Raw genomic sequence first — 14,611 nt, 5'->3', positions numbered from 1 at the left:
GCAGTGAGACGCTCGGCGTCGCGGCCGACCGCGACGACGCGCGCGCCTGCCCCACGCAGGCCGCGCGCCGCCGCCAGGCCGCTCGCGCTCGTCGCCCCCGCGACGAGGACGAGCCGACCGGCGACCGCGGGATCAGGAGCTGGCACCCGTGATCCCGGCGGTGGACTCGATGACGGGCTTCATCTTCTTGTCGAGGGCCTCGAAGAACATCGACAGCGGGAACTCGTCGTCCATGACGGCATCCGTGTAGCCCTTCGGAGCACCTGCGAGGGTCTCGTCGGGCAGGCCACGGGCCCACGCTGACGCCGGGTTCGGCGTCAGCGTGCCGCGCACGAGGTCGTACGCCGCCAGCCAGTGCGCCGTCTTCGGGCGGTCGATCGACCGCCAGTACAGCTCGTCGATCGCGTCGCCCAGCGCGACGACCGCGGCCGGCACCTCTGCCCAGTCGAAGGCGAGGGCGGTGTCGGTCCAGTGCAGCACGTCGCGCTGGTGCAGCCACGCGAACAGCAGCTGGCCGCCGAGCCCGTCGTAGTTGCGCACACGCGTGCCGGTGATCGAGAACCGGAAGATGCGGTCGAAGATGACGGCGTACTGCACCAGCTTGGCGTGCTCGAGCATCTCGGCCTCGGATGCCGAAAGAACCGGTTCCTGAGCCTGTCGAAGGGCGCCGGCCTCGACGCGCGCCGTGAGCCGCTTCTCGATCTCGACGCACTCGCGGAACGCGGTGAGGTCGCAGCGCAGCTCTTCCAGCGAGTACAGGAAGTACGGCATGCGCTGCTTGATCATGAACGGGTCGAACGGCAGGTCGCCGCGCATGTGCGTGCGGTCGTGGATGATGTCCCACATCACGAACGTCTTCTCGGTGAGCTGCTGGTCGTCGAGCATGCGCGCGGCGTCCTCGGGCAGGTCGAGCTTCGTGATCTCGGCGGCGGCGCGCACGACGCGGCGGTAGCGGGCGGCCTCGCGGTCCTGGAAGATCGCGCCCCACGTGAACGTCGGGATCTCGCGCATCGCGACGGTCTCGGGGAACAGCACGGCGGAGTTCGTGTCGTAGCCCGGCGTGAAGTCGACGAAGCGCAGCGACACGAACAGCTTGTTGCCGTAGTCGCCGGCCTCGAGCTGCGCGATGAACTCCGGCCAGATCACCTCGACGAGCACGGCCTCGACGTGACGATCGCTCGACCCGTTCTGCGTGTACATCGGGAACACGACGAGGTGACGGATGCCGTCGACCCGGTGCTGCTGCGGCTGGAAGGCGTTCAGCGAGTCGAGGAAGTCCGGGATGCCGAACCCGGCGTCGGCCCAGCGCTCGAAGTCGCGGGCCGATGCGGCGAGGTACTCGGCGTCGTGCGGGAACGCGGGCGCGAGGGCGCGGATGCCGGCCACGATCTCGGCGACGTACGTGTGCGCGTCGGCGTGGGCGGAGGCATCCGGGATCGAGCCGTCCTTGATCTGGAGGGGCTGGATCGCGATCGCGGCTGCCTTCAGGCGCAGCCAGGCGTCGCTCGTCTCGGCCTGTGCAGCGTCCTCGACGACCTCGGGTTCGCCGACGATCGCCTTCGCGGTGTGAAGGGCGGTGCTGGACATGTGAACCTCCGATCCGTCAATGACAGGAAATATTCCGGTGAGAACCGGCTCTGATTGATATTCTTCCATGTGTGGAAGACGCTGTCGACTTGAGGATCATCGAAGAGGTCTCGCGCGACGGGCGCGCCACCCTGGCGCAGTTGTCGGAGAAGGCCGGGCTGTCGGTCTCGGCCGTGCAGGCGCGCCTGAAGCGCCTCGAGAGCAGCGGCGTGATCGCCGGATACCGCGCCGTCGTCGACGCCGAGGCGGTCGGCAAACCGCTCGCCGCGTTCGTCGAGATCACGCCCCTCGACCCCGCCCAGCCCGACAACGCCCCCGAGCTGCTGGAGCACCTCACCGAGATCGAGGCGTGTCATTCGATCGCCGGCGACGCGAGCTACATGCTGCTGGTGCGGGTCGCGACGCCCCGGCACCTCGAGAGCCTCATCCGCGACATCCGCGCGGCGGCGTCGGTCAACACGCGCACGACGGTCGTGCTGCAGACGTTCTACGAGAACCGGCCGCTGCTGCCGGCCTGATCCGGTGTCCGAAGGCATCGGTCGCTGAGCCTGTCGAAGGGCGCTTCGACAGGCTCAGCGACCCGGGGCGCTCAGTCGTGCTGGGGGAAACCCAGGTTGATGCCGCCGTGCGACGGGTCGAGCCAGCGCGACGTCACGGCCTTCTCGGCGGTGAAGAAGTCGAACCCGTGCGGGCCGTAGGCCTTGGCGTCGCCGAACAGCGAGGCCTTCCAGCCGCCGAAGGAGTGATAGGCGACCGGCACCGGGATCGGCACGTTGATGCCGATCATGCCGACCGTCGCCTCGCGCTGGAAGCGCCGGGCCGCGCCGCCGTCGTTCGTGAAGATCGCGGTGCCGTTGCCGTAGCGGCTGGCGTTGATGATGCCGAGGCCCTCTTCGTAGCCCGACACCCGCACGACCGACAGCACCGGACCGAAGATCTCGTCGCCGTACACCGATGACGACGTCGGCACCTTGTCGATGAGGGTTGGGCCGAGCCAGAAGCCGTTGGCATCGCCGTCGACCTCGATCCCACGGCCGTCGACGACGACCGAGGCGCCGTCGGAGCCGGCGACGTCGATGTACGAGGCCACCTTGTCGCGGTGCTGACCGGTGATGAGCGGCCCCATGTCCGTGCCGCGCCGGCCGTCGCCCACCTTCAGCCCGCCCATGCGCTCGGCGACCTTGGCGACGAAGGCGTCGGCGACCGAGTCCACGGCGAGCACGACCGAGATCGCCATGCAGCGTTCGCCCGCCGAGCCGAATCCGGCGTTCACGGCGGCATCGGCGGCGAGGTCGAGGTCGGCGTCGGGCAGCACCAGCATGTGGTTCTTCGCGCCGCCGAGGGCCTGCACACGCTTGCCCGCGCCGGTGGCCTTCTCGTACACGTACTTCGCGATCGGCGTCGAGCCGACGAACGAGATCGCCCGCACATCGGGGTGGTCCAGGAGCGCGTCGACCGCCTCCTTGTCGCCGTGGACGACGTTGAAGACCCCGTCGGGGAGCCCCGCCTCGGTGAGGAGCCCCGCCAGCCAGTTGGACGCCGTCGGGTCCTTCTCGGACGGCTTCAGCACGACCGCGTTGCCGGCGGCAAGCGCGATGGAGAAGAACCACAGCGGCACCATGGCGGGGAAGTTGAAGGGGCTGATGATCCCCACGACGCCGAGCGGCTGCCGCAGCGTGTACACGTCGATGCCGGTCGACACGTTCTCGGAGTACGCGCCCTTTGTCAGGTGACCGACACCGCACGCGAACTCGACGACCTCCATGCCGCGGGCGATCTCGCCGCGCGCGTCCGAGAGCACCTTGCCGTGCTCGGACGTGAGGATCTCGGCGAGCTCCTCCTTGCGCTCGTTGAGCAGCTCGCGGAACGCGAACAGCACCGACTGGCGCTTGGCGATCGAGGCGTCGCGCCACTGCGCCCACGCCGTCGACGCGGCATCCACCACGGCACCGACGTCCGCGGTCGAGGCGAACCGCACGTGCTTCTGCACGGTGCCGAGCGCGGGGTTGAACACCTGGCCGGAGCGCTCGGACACCCCCGCCCACGGTGCGCCGTTCACCCAGTGGTCCAGCACCGTGGTCTCGGTGCGGTCGATCGTGTCAGTCATCGTGTTCCTCCTTTGGAACCGCCCTCGTGAGGCGGGATGCACGCGTCATCGCTTCGACAGGCTCAGTGACCGTCGCCTTCGACGCTCGTCAAGGCTTCATCGTAGATCGCCATCGCCTGCTCCACCTCCGCGTCGGTCACGACGCAGGGCGGCACGACATGGATGCGGTTGTCGGCGGTGAAAGGGAGGAGCCCCCGCGCGACGAGCTCCTTCTTGAGCCGGCCGATGACGTCGGCGCCGACCGGTTCGCGCGTGTCGCGATCGGCGACGAGCTCGAGCGCCCAGAACACCCCCTCGCCCCGCACCTCGCCGATGAGCGGGTGCTTCTCCGCGAGCGCCCGCAGGCCCGGGCCGATGGCATCCACTCCCACACGGCGCGCGTTCTCGACGATGCCCTCGTTCTGCATCGCGTCGAGGGCGGCGACGATGGATGCCGCGGCCAGCGGATGACCGGAGTACGTGAGCCCGCCCGGAAAGACGCGGTCGTCGAAGGTCGCGGCGATCGGCGCCGAGATGATGACGCCGCCCACCGGCACGTAGCCGGAGTTCACGCCCTTGGCGAAGGTGATGAGGTCGGGCACCACGTCGTGGCCGTCGAACGCGAACCAGCGCCCGGTGCGCCCGAAGCCCGCCATCACCTCGTCGAGGATCAGCAGCAGACCGTACTTGTCGGCCAGTGCGCGGACGCCGGCGAGGTATCCGGGCGGCGGGACGATGACGCCCGCGGTGCCGGGGATCGACTCCAGCAGCAGCGCCGCGATCGTGGCGGGCCCCTCGGACTGGATGACGCGCTCGAGGTGGTGCAGGGCGCGCGCGCACTCCTCCTCGGGCGTCGTCGCCCAGAACTCGGTGCGGTACAGGTATGGGCCGAAGAAGTGCACGTGCCCGCGGGCGAACTGGTTCGGCATCCGCCGCCAGTCCCCGGTCGCGACGATGGCCGCCCCGGTGTTGCCGTGGTACGAGCGGTAGGTCGACAGGATCGTGTCGCGCCCGGTGTGCAGGCGCGCCATGCGGATGGCGTTCTCGATCGCGTCGGCGCCGCCGTTGGTGAAGAAGACCTTCGTGAAGCCCTCGGGGGCGTGCGACAAGATGCGCTCGGCGGCCCGGCCACGCGTGAGGTTCGCGGTCGCGGGGCCGATCGTCGCGAGCTCGGCCGCCTGCGCGCGGATCGCCTCGACGACGGCGGGATGCTGGTGCCCGATGTTGACGTTCACGAGCTGGCTCGAGAAGTCGAGCATGCGGCGGCCGGCGTGGTCCCACACCACGGTGCCCGACCCGCCGGCGATGACGGGGAGGTCGAGCCCCGCCTGCGCCGACCAGGAATGGAACACGTGCTCGCGGTCGAGCTCCTTCGCGAGGGCGTCGAGATCTTCGGTCATGTCGCAACGTTCCCTGTTCTGCGTCGTCGGGTCAACCCCCGGCCGTTGAGCGAGCGGAGCGAGACGAAACGCGTCCCGGCGAGAGGTCGCCGGTGGGCCCGAGGCGTTTCGTCTCGCTCCTTCGTCGCTCGCTCAACGACCGGATGAGGTCGGACTACTGACCGCCCTCGGTGAGGACGACGTCGATCGGCGTGTACTCGCCGCTCACCTCGACCCCTTCGGACTTCAGCTCGTCGAGCGCCTTCTGGATGTACTCATTGGAGTAGGCGCTGTCAGCGGGCTTCTGCGTGATGAGCTCGAGGTCGTCCTGGTTCTTGGCCGAAAGGGCGCCGTCGACCGTCTTGTCCCACGCGGCCTTGTCGATGAGGCCGAAGTCGGCGCCGGTCCAGATGAGCTTGTTGACCTCGTTCATCATCCACTGCTGGTGCACCGGGCCGACCGGGAAGGCCGCCTCGGCGGTCGAGGCGATGTCATAGACGATCGACGCCGACTCCTCGGCGTTGTCGCGCGCGTAGATCCAGCCCTTGGTGATCGCCTTGAGGAACCGGACGGCTGCGTCGGCATACGCCGGGTCGTTCTTCAGTCGCTCGGTGTCTGCCCAGATCGCGTCCTGGAGCATGGCGCCCTCGGTGTCCTCGTACGACACGACGTCGAAGTCCTCGGGCTGGTAGAGCTGTCCGGTGTCGGGGTTCTTCACCTCGAGGATCTGGGCCCACTCGTTGTAGGTCATCGCCTGGGCGGCGTCGACGTCGCGGTCCAGCAGTGCGTTCATCGAGAAGTCCTGCGTGGTGATCGAGACCGTCGTGGAGTCCAGGTCCTCGGCCGCCATCGCGGCGAAGATCTCCCATTCGTTGCCGAAGCCCCACGAGCCGATGCGCTTGCCCTCGAAGTCGGCGACCGACGTGATGCCGTCGCCCTTCCACGACACCTGCAGTGTGCCCGACTTCTGGAACACCTGCGCGATGTCGGTCAGTTCGACGCCGGTCGCCTCCAGCGTGCCCAGCACCTTCGGGACCCACGCGATCGCGAAGTCGACGTCGCCGTCCACGAGCGCGTCCTGCGGCACGATGTCGCCGCCTGAGGGGATGATCTCGACGTCGTCGAAGCCCTCCTCCTCGAAGTAGCCCTTCTCCTGTGCGACGTAGTAGCCGGCGAACTGGGCCTGCGGCAGCCACTGCAGCTGCAGCTTGAGGGAGGTGATCGGCTCGAAGTCGTCGCCGCCGCCCGTGTCGGAGGAGTCCGGTGATCCGGCGCAGGCGGCGAGTGCGAGGGCCGCGACGGTGAACATGGATGCCGCGAAGAGGCCCCGGCGCATGCCCGGGCCGCGCGAATGCTGCTGTGTCATTGCGTTCCTTTCGTGTGGTGCTGCTTTCCCCTTGAGGTCTGGTCGGTGCGGTCGTGCGCGCCCGTCGGCGGGTCGCGTCAGACCTGGGATCGTCGGGTGGCCAGGCGCTCCAGGAGCGAGGTCACGAGGTAGAACACGAGGCCGATGATGATGCCGCCGAGCACGTACGCCCAGGCGAGCGCGGCGCGACCGGACTTGGCGTACGTGGCGATCGCGGTGCCGATGCCGTCGGCCGGGCCGCCGAAGTACTCGGCGACGAGCGCGGCGATGACGGCGAGCGAGCTCGCGATGCGCAGGCCCGTCAGCAGGTAGGGGAGCGCCGTCGGGAGAGTGAGGAAGCGGAAGGTCTGCCATCCCGATGCCGCGGACGCGCGCAGCACGTCGCGGTGCACGGGCCGGGTCTGCCGGAGGCCTCGCAGCACGTTGACGAACACCGGGATGAAGGCGGCGATGGTGGCGACCGCCTGCCGGCCGAACTGGCTCGACGCGCCGAACATCGTGTTGAGGATCGGCGTGATCGCGACGATGGGGATGACGGCGAGGGCGGCGACCAGCGGTGCGAGCATGCCGTCGATCGGCCGCGCCGCGGCCGCGAGCCCGGCGAAGAGCATCGCAAGGAGCGACCCGATCACGAGGCCGATGAGGGCGTTGGTGGCGGTGATCGCCATGTCCTGCGCGATGATCGGCCACCGCTTGACGAACTCCTCGAGGATCGCGAACGGGCTCGGAAGCATGCGCGGCGCGGTGCCGAGCACATCGACCCACAACCACCACAGGATCACGATGAGCGCACCGACGACGACCGGCGCGACCCACCGCAGCCACCCGGGCAGGCGACGCTCGCCGGACGCCGTGGCGACCGCGCGGCTCGCGCCCGGGAAGGTCGTTGTGGCGGTGTCCGTCATGACTCGCTCGCCCTCGTGACGGGTGCGCCGTGGAGGGCTTCGCGCACCGCGGTGACGCGATCGAAGAACTCGGGCGCCTCGCGCAGCTCCTCGGAGCGGTCGGTGCCGAGGTCGACCTCGATGACGTCGGTGATGCGACCCGGGCGGGGGCTCATGACGACCACGCGGTCCGACAGGAACACCGCCTCGGGGATCGAGTGCGTGACGAACACGACGGCGGCCTCCGTCTCGGCGGCGATGCGGGTGAGCTCGGTCTGCAGCCGCTCGCGCGTCATCTCGTCGAGCGCGCCGAACGGCTCGTCCATGAGCAGCAGCTTCGGGCGCGCTGCGAGGGCACGGGCGATGGCCACCCGCTGCTGCATGCCGCCGGACAGCTGGTCGGGGTACCGATCGACGAACTCGGTGAGGCCGACGAGCTCGGCGAGCTCGGCCACGCGTGCCGCCCGCTCCGCTTTGCCGGTGCCGTGGAGCTCGAGGGGGAGCGCCATGTTGGCGCCCACGGTGCGCCAGGGCAGGAGCCCCGCCTGCTGGAACGCGATGCCGTAGTCCTGGTCTGCGCGGGCGCGCTTCGCCGGCTTGCCGAAGATCTCCAGCGAGCCGGTCGTCGCCTGATCGAGGTCGGCGATGAGCCGCAGCAGCGTCGACTTGCCGCACCCTGACGGCCCGATGAGGGCCACGAACTCTCCCGCCGCGACCTCGAGGTCGACGTCTGACAGGGCGGCGACGTCGCCGGTCTTCGTGGCGAACACCTTGCTCACGCCCGCGGCTCGCACGGCCGGGCTCGGTCCCTGAGCTTGTCGAAGGGGAGCTGCGCCGGGGCTCTTCGGTTCGACGGGCTCACCGGCCGGACTGTGCGTCATGTCGCCTCTCCTCTGCGGTAGTTGGCCAGCCCGAGCCCGATGAGGGCGACGGAGCCGGCGGCGATGAGTCCGAGCGCGATCGAGCCGAACGTCGGCCCCCACGGGGCGGCGGGGTCGCTGGAGGCCTGCCCGGCGAGCTGGATGAGCATGCGGCCGATGCCGCCGCGCATGCCGATCGACACCTCGGCGACGACCGCGCCGAGCACGGCGTTCGCGGCCGCGAGCCGCAGCGCGGGCAGCAGGTGCGGCACCGCGGCAGGCAGACGCAGCCGCACGAGCGTCGGCCAGTAGCCGGCGGCGTAGCTGCGCATGAGGTCCAGGTGGATGCGATCGGGCGAGGCGAGGCCGCGCAGCATGCCGATCGCCACGGGGAAGAAGGCGAGGTACGACGCGATCACCGCCACCGACAGCCACTGCGGCCACGTGCCGCCGCCCCGGTCGATCTGATTGCCGATCGCGTTGACGACGGGCGCGAAGGCGATGAGCGGCACGATCTGGCTCACGACGATCCAGGGGAGCAGACCCCACTCCAGCAGCTGCCACCGCTGCATGACGAGTCCGAGCGCCGCGCCGACGACGACGCCGATCAGCCACCCGATCGCGGCGATGCCGAGCGTCACGAGCGCCGCGCTGGCCACCGACACCCACAGCGGAGGGGTGTCGCCGCCGCTGGTCGGGGCGAACAGCCGCGCCACCATGTCCCACACGTGCGGCATGGCCCGGTCGTGGGTGCGCGGCAGGATCATGACGCCCGTCCCCGCCTGGCCCTGCACCGCCCCGATCACGACGCCCTCGGCGGGCCCCAGGAACTTGTACAGCTCCCACAGCGCGAGCACCGCCAGCACGCCGAGTGCCCCCCAGGCCGCCGCGACCCAGCCGCGCAGCTCGTGCTGACGGCGGGCGGACCACCGCACCGGCCTCATGCGCGCGCCGCCGTCACCGGCTCAGGCCTTCGCCGTCAGGTGGGTCTGCAGAGCCGGGATGACGGTCTCGCCGTAGACGCGCAGGGTCTCTTCCTTGTTGTCGTGCTGCAGGTATCCGGCGAACTGCGTCACGCCGAGCTCGCGCAGCGCCTGCAGCTTGGCGATGTGATCGGATGCCGTCCCGAGGATGCAGAAGCGGTCCACGATGTCGTCGGGCACGAAGTCGACGTGGTCGTTCTCGGCCCTCCCGTGGGTGTTGTAGTCGTAGCCGCTGCGGCGTTCGATGTAGTCGGTGAGCGACTCGGGCACGCCCTCGCCGTGATGGCCGTACTTGGCGACGATGTCGGCCACATGGTTGCCCACCATGCCGCCGAACCAGCGGCACTGGTCGCGCATATGCTCCCAGTCGTCGCCGATGTACATCGGCGCGGCGACGCAGATGGCGAGCGACTCGGGGTCGCGGCCGGCGGCGGCCGCGGCATCCTTCACCGTCTTGATCATCCAGGCGGCGATGTCGAGGTCGGCGAGCTGCAGGATGTAGCCGTCGGCGACCTCGCCCGTCAACTGCAGCGCCATCGGCCCGTATGCGGCGACCCACACGTCGAGCTCGGAGCCGCGGCTCCACGGGAACTGCAGGAGCGAGCCGTGGTACTCGACGGGCCGCGAGTTCGCGAGCTCGCGGATGACGTGGATCGACTCGCGCAGCTCGGCCATCGTCGTCGGCTTGCCGTTGGTGACGCGCACCGCGGAGTCGCCGCGCCCGATGCCGCAGATCGTGCGGTTGCCGTACATCTCGTTGAGCGTGGCGAACACGGATGCCGTGACCGTCCAGTCCCGGGTCGCCGGGTTCGTCACGAACGGACCGACGACGACCCGGTTCGTGGCGCCCAGGATCGCCGAGTGGATGACGTACGGCTCCTCCCACAGCAGGTGCGAGTCGAAGGTCCAGACGTGGCTGAACCCGTGCGCCTCGGCGAGCGTGGCGAGCTGCACGGTGCGTGCCGCGGGCGGGTTGGTCTGCAGGACGACGCCGAAGTCCATGGGGTCCCCTTAGATCAGGTACTGCGAGAGGCCGCGTTTGAGGAATCGGCCGTCGCCCTTGGCGCCGAGGTACTGGCCGCCGTCGACGACGACCTTGCCGCGCGAGATGACGGTGTCGACGTGGCCGTCGATCTCGAAGCCCTCCCACGCGGAGTGGTCCATGTTCATGTGGTGGGTCCTGCCCTCGCCGAACCCGATGGAGGTGTGGCCGTTCGGGTCGTACACGACGACGTCACCGTCGGCGCCGGGCTGGATCACGCCCTTGCGGCCGTACAGACCGAACATGCGCGCCGGCGTGGTCGAGGTCAGCTCCACCCAGCGCTCCAGCGTGATCTTGCCGGTCACGACGCCCTGATACATGAGGTCCATGCGGTGCTCGACCGAGCCGATGCCGTTCGGGATGGCGCGGAAGTCGTCGAGGCCGAGGTCCTTCTGGCCCTTCATGCAGAACGGGCAGTGGTCGGTGGACACCATCTGGATGTCGTTGGTGCGCAGCGCCTGCCACATGTGGTGCTGGTGCCCCTCGGCGCGGCTGCGCAGCGGTGTCGAGCACACCCACTTGGCGCCCTCGAACTGCCCCCATTCCTCGCTGAACGCGCCGAGCTGCTCCTCGAGCGACAGGTAGAGGTACTGCGGGCAGGTCTCGCCGAACACGTTCCAGCCCTGATCCCGCGCCCACGCCAGCTGGTCCACCGCCTGCTTGGCGCTGACGTGCACGACGTACAGCGGGGCGCCGGTGAGGTTCGCGAGCATGATCGCGCGGTGCGTGGCCTCCTCCTCCATCTGCCACGCGCGGGCGATGCCGTGGTAGTACGGCGCCTTCTTGCCGGCATCCGCCAGCTGCTGGGCGAGCACGTCGATCGCCGGGCCGTTCTCGGCGTGCATCATCGTGAGCAGGCCGGTCTCGTGCGAGACCTGCATGGCCTTGAGCACCTGTGCGTCGTCGGAGTAGAAGACGCCCGGGTACGCCATGAAGAGCTTGAAGCTCGTGATGCCCTCGTCGACCAGCCCTCGCATCGCCGCGAGCGAGTCGTCGTCGACGCCGCCGACGATCTGGTGGAAGCCGTAGTCGATCGCGCAGTTGCCCGCGGCCTTCTCGTGCCAGGCGGCCAGGCCGTCCTGCACGCGCTCGCCGTAGCGCTGCACCGCGAAGTCGATGATCGACGTGGTGCCGCCCCAGGCTGCTGCGCGCGTGCCGGTCTCGAACGTGTCGGAGGCCTCGGTGCCGCCGAACGGCAGCTGCATGTGCGTGTGCGCGTCGATGCCGCCCGGGATCACGTACTTGCCGGTCGCGTCGACGACGGTGTCGACGGATGCCGCGAGGTCGGTGCCGAGCAGCTGCGACCCGGGCGCGAGCACCGCCGCGATGGTCTCGCCGTCGATGAGCACGTCGGCCTCGCCACGGCCGGTCGCCGAGACGACCGTGCCGCCGGTGATGAGTGTCGTTGTCATGTCAATCCTCCGGTCGCTGAGCCTGTCGAAGCGTCACGGCTTCGCGATCCGGGTGTACGAGTCGGGCCGGCGGTCCCGGTAGAACTGCCAGTCGTCGCGCATCTCGCGCACCATGTCGAGGTCGAGGTCGCGCACCAGCAGCTCCTCGTGCTCGCCCGAGCCGCGCTCGCCGACGAAGTTGCCCCGCGGGTCGATCACCTGGCTCGTGCCGTAGAAGTCGACGGCGAGGTCGCCGTACTCGTTGTCCTCGCGGCCGACCCGGTTCGGCTGCAGCACGAAGTAGCCGTTGGCGACGGCGGCGGCGGGTCCCTCGACCTCCCACAGCCGGTTCGAGAGCCCGGGCTTGGTGGCGTTCGGGTTGAAGACGATGTGCGCGTCGTTCAGGCCCAGCTCGCGCCACCCTTCGGGGAAGTGGCGGTCGTAGCAGATGTACATGCCGACCCGGCCGACCGCCGTGTCGAAGACGGGGTACCCGAGGTTGCCGGGACGGAAGTAGAACTTCTCCCAGAACCGGTCGAGGTGGGGCAGGTGGTGCTTGCGGTACTTGCCGAGGATCGTGCCGTCCGCGTCGACCAGCACGGCGGTGTTGTAGTACACGCCGGTCTCGGCCTCTTCGTAGATCGGCAGCACCATGACGGTCCCGAGCTCCTTGGCGAGCGCCGCGAAGCGCTGCACGATGGGGCCGTCGGCCGATTCGGCGAAGCGGTAGTACTTCTTGTCCTGCGTGATCCCGAAGTACGGGCCGTAGAACAGCTCCTGGAAGCACACCACCTGCGCGCCCTGGGCCGCGGCATCCCTCGCGAAGCCCTCGTGCTTGTCGAGCATCGACTGCTTGTCGCCCGTCCAGGTGGTCTGCGAGATGGCTGCGCGTACCGTCGTCATTCGTCTCTCCGTTCCTGAGCGAGGCGGTGCTCGCTGCGGTCCCTCGGGTGGAGGACCGACGGGGTTCGATCGGGCGAGCACCCCTGCTGCCTGATCCTGTCGACTCGACGTTTCCCGTCGGTTTCGGCCTGTGACGCGACAGTAAAGCCTCGCCGGGTGCGGCGCAATGGTCGGCCCAGCAGACCTTTCCGCGCGAGCATCCGCCGCTGCGGATACATCGGGCGAGGGATGCCGCGGCCCGCTGGTTACAGCCCGCGACGGATGCCGGCCGCCCCGTTCCTCACGTACCGTGAGACGGTGTTCCGCCGCCTGAGGACGTACCAGCTCGTCGTCGACAGCTCGATCGCGCTCGCCTTCTTCGTGATCGCGTGGCCGATCGAGACGGTGCTGGCGGCCGGCGCCTTCGGGGTGGAGTACGCGCTCGGCTCTGCGGGCCACGTGGTGTTCGGCGGCCTCATCGCGGCGCTGTTCTCCTTCGCGCTGGCGGTGCGCCGCTTGTCGCCGCCGATCGCGCTGGGTCTCGCGTGGGCGGGAGCGCTCGTGCAGATGGGACTCGGCCGGCCGCCGAGCTTCAGCGACGTGGCGATCTTCGGCGTCCTCTACGCCACGGCCGCCTACGGATCGCGCATCGTGTACTGGGCCGGGTTCGCCTCCGCGCTCGTCGGCGCCCTCGTGATCACCGTGTACCTCTTCGCCGGCCCCTCGTTCGCGGGCGGTGGGCTGACGTGGCAGACCCTGCCGCTGGCGCTCGTCCTGCTCGTGGCCGCGGCCTTCGCGCTCGGGCTGTCGTGGACGATCGGCGCCCTCGTGCGCTCCGCCGTCCGCACGCGCGAGACCCGCGTCGCGCAGCAGCGGGCCGAGGCCGAGACGGTGGCCGAGCAGGAGCGTGTGCGCATCGCCCGCGACATGCACGACGTCGTGGCGCACTCGCTCGCGGTCGTGATCGCGCAGGCCGACGGGGCGCGGTATGCGGCGGCGGCGGATCCGGCGGTCGCGACCGAGGCCCTCGCCACGATCTCGACCACTGCCCGCTCGGCGCTCGCCGACGTGCGCCTCCTCCTCGGCCAGCTGCGCCATCGCCAGGGCGACGGGCCGCAGCCGACGATCGCCGATCTGGAGGAGGTGTACGCCCAGGTGCGGGCGGCCGGCGTGCCGCTGCGGGTCGACGTGGACCCGGTGCCGCCGGGCGAGCCGCCGGCCGCGGTGCAGCTCGCGGTGTACCGCATCCTGCAGGAGGCCCTCACCAATGCGCTGCGGCACGGCGCACCCGGCGGAGCCGTCGAGGTCCGCCTCGCCTGGCTGCCCGATCGTGTCGAGCTCTCGGTGCGCAATCCGGCGGCTGCCACCACCGCAGCTCCCGCTCCCCGGCCGGGGCACGGCCTGATCGGCATGCGCGAGCGCGCACAGCTGGCCGGCGGGCGTCTCGACGCCGGGGCGGAGGGCGCCGCGTTCGTCGTCAGGGCGACCATTCCGATCGGAGGACCCGCATGATCCGCGTCGCACTCGTCGACGACCAGGCGCTGTTCCGCGCCGGCATCCGCATGCTCGTCGACTCGCAGCCCGACCTCGAGGTCGTGGGCGAGGCGTCCGACGGTCGTGAGGGCGTGCAGGTGGTGCGGGCGACTGCGCCCGACGTCGTGCTGATGGACATCCGCATGCCGGTCATGGATGGGCTCGCGGCGACGGCCGAGCTGCTGTCGGACCCCGAGCCGCCGCGCATCGTGATGCTCACGACGTTCGACCTCGACGAGGCCGCGGCGCGCGCGATCCGGCAGGGCGCGAGCGGGTTCCTGCTCAAGGACGCCGATCCCGAGTTCCTGCTCGCGGCGATCCGCACCGTGCACGCCGGGTCCGCCGTGATCGCGGCATCCGCCACCCGCGAGCTGTTCGAGAGGTTCGCGGATGCCGCGCCCCGGCCGGTGCCGCCCGCCTACGGGGAGCTCACCGAGCGTGAGCGCGAGATCTTCGCCCTGGCCGCGCGGGGTCTCTCCAACGCCGAGATCGCGGCGCGCGAGTTCCTGTCCGAGGCCACCGTGAAGACGCACATCAGCCGCATCCTCACGAAGCTGGGACTGCGCGATCGCGTGCAGCTGGTGGTGTTCGCGTTCGAGCACGACCTCGCGTAGCCGG

Annotated in this window: 13 protein-coding genes; 3 read left to right on the top strand and 10 right to left on the bottom strand. The window is 70.1% G+C overall.

The annotated features are described in order from the left end of the window. Nucleotides 1-132: 132 nt before the first annotated feature. Nucleotides 133-1,587, bottom strand: a complete 1,455-nt coding sequence (locus ACFWJ8_RS13765) for a DUF6421 family protein (RefSeq protein WP_378812316.1) — start codon at nucleotides 1,585-1,587, stop codon at nucleotides 133-135. A gap of 71 nt (nucleotides 1,588-1,658) precedes the next feature. Here ACFWJ8_RS13765 and ACFWJ8_RS13760 point away from each other — a divergent pair, with 71 nt between their 5' ends. After that, nucleotides 1,659-2,105, top strand: a complete 447-nt coding sequence (locus tag ACFWJ8_RS13760; protein ID WP_378812313.1) for an Lrp/AsnC family transcriptional regulator — start codon at nucleotides 1,659-1,661, stop codon at nucleotides 2,103-2,105. A gap of 71 nt (nucleotides 2,106-2,176) precedes the next feature. On the opposite strand, the gene ACFWJ8_RS13755 is transcribed toward ACFWJ8_RS13760, so the two are convergent. The 9 genes from ACFWJ8_RS13755 to ACFWJ8_RS13715 all read right to left on the bottom strand — a co-directional run bounded on the left by ACFWJ8_RS13755 (nucleotide 2,177) and on the right by ACFWJ8_RS13715 (nucleotide 12,481). Further along, entirely contained in the window at nucleotides 2,177-3,694 is a 1,518-nt protein-coding gene (locus tag ACFWJ8_RS13755) for a CoA-acylating methylmalonate-semialdehyde dehydrogenase (protein WP_378812311.1), read from the bottom strand. Between the two features lie 62 nt (nucleotides 3,695-3,756). Continuing rightward, a complete protein-coding gene (locus ACFWJ8_RS13750) occupies nucleotides 3,757-5,073 on the bottom strand; it encodes an aspartate aminotransferase family protein (RefSeq protein ID WP_378812309.1) in 1,317 nt (438 codons plus the stop codon). Nucleotides 5,074-5,227: 154 nt separating this feature from the next. Next, nucleotides 5,228-6,418: an ABC transporter substrate-binding protein gene (locus ACFWJ8_RS13745; protein WP_378812306.1), complete on the bottom strand. Its 1,191-nt coding sequence runs from the start codon at nucleotides 6,416-6,418 to the stop codon at nucleotides 5,228-5,230. Nucleotides 6,419-6,495: 77 nt separating this feature from the next. Next, nucleotides 6,496-7,323 carry an ABC transporter permease gene (locus tag ACFWJ8_RS13740; protein WP_378812303.1) on the bottom strand — a complete coding sequence of 276 codons (828 nt, stop codon included), beginning with the start codon at nucleotides 7,321-7,323 and terminating at the stop codon, nucleotides 6,496-6,498. Further along, the gene (locus ACFWJ8_RS13735; protein WP_378812302.1) at nucleotides 7,320-8,183 is read right to left on the bottom strand and encodes an ABC transporter ATP-binding protein; all 864 of its coding nucleotides are present in this window, start codon (nucleotides 8,181-8,183) and stop codon (nucleotides 7,320-7,322) included. The genes ACFWJ8_RS13740 and ACFWJ8_RS13735 overlap by 4 nt, the downstream gene beginning before the upstream one ends. Beyond that, nucleotides 8,180-9,106, bottom strand: a complete 927-nt coding sequence (locus ACFWJ8_RS13730; RefSeq protein ID WP_378812299.1) for an ABC transporter permease — start codon at nucleotides 9,104-9,106, stop codon at nucleotides 8,180-8,182. The genes ACFWJ8_RS13735 and ACFWJ8_RS13730 overlap by 4 nt, the downstream gene beginning before the upstream one ends. Nucleotides 9,107-9,127: 21 nt before the next feature. Continuing rightward, nucleotides 9,128-10,147, bottom strand: a complete 1,020-nt coding sequence (locus ACFWJ8_RS13725) for a TIGR03842 family LLM class F420-dependent oxidoreductase (RefSeq protein WP_378812297.1) — start codon at nucleotides 10,145-10,147, stop codon at nucleotides 9,128-9,130. Between the two features lie 9 nt (nucleotides 10,148-10,156). Then, nucleotides 10,157-11,599, bottom strand: coding sequence for a dihydropyrimidinase (gene hydA, locus ACFWJ8_RS13720; RefSeq protein ID WP_378812294.1), 1,443 nt, complete (start codon nucleotides 11,597-11,599; stop codon nucleotides 10,157-10,159). Between the two features lie 33 nt (nucleotides 11,600-11,632). After that, the gene (locus ACFWJ8_RS13715) at nucleotides 11,633-12,481 is read right to left on the bottom strand and encodes a nitrilase-related carbon-nitrogen hydrolase (protein WP_378812290.1); all 849 of its coding nucleotides are present in this window, start codon (nucleotides 12,479-12,481) and stop codon (nucleotides 11,633-11,635) included. A 297-nt stretch (nucleotides 12,482-12,778) separates the two neighbouring features. Here ACFWJ8_RS13715 and ACFWJ8_RS13710 point away from each other — a divergent pair, with 297 nt between their 5' ends. Together ACFWJ8_RS13710 and ACFWJ8_RS13705 are read left to right on the top strand one after the other, a co-directional pair. Then, the gene (locus tag ACFWJ8_RS13710; RefSeq protein ID WP_378812323.1) at nucleotides 12,779-13,972 is read left to right on the top strand and encodes a sensor histidine kinase; all 1,194 of its coding nucleotides are present in this window, start codon (nucleotides 12,779-12,781) and stop codon (nucleotides 13,970-13,972) included. Continuing rightward, complete coding sequence (locus ACFWJ8_RS13705) at nucleotides 13,969-14,607, top strand: response regulator (RefSeq protein WP_378812289.1); 639 nt, start codon at nucleotides 13,969-13,971, stop codon at nucleotides 14,605-14,607. The genes ACFWJ8_RS13710 and ACFWJ8_RS13705 overlap by 4 nt, the downstream gene beginning before the upstream one ends. Nucleotides 14,608-14,611: the final 4 nt, after the last annotated feature.

This window comes from Microbacterium sp. NPDC058389, assembly GCF_042722305.1.
Lineage (GTDB): Bacteria > Actinomycetota > Actinomycetes > Actinomycetales > Microbacteriaceae > Microbacterium.
This window is presented reverse-complemented; position numbering and strand designations above follow the sequence as displayed.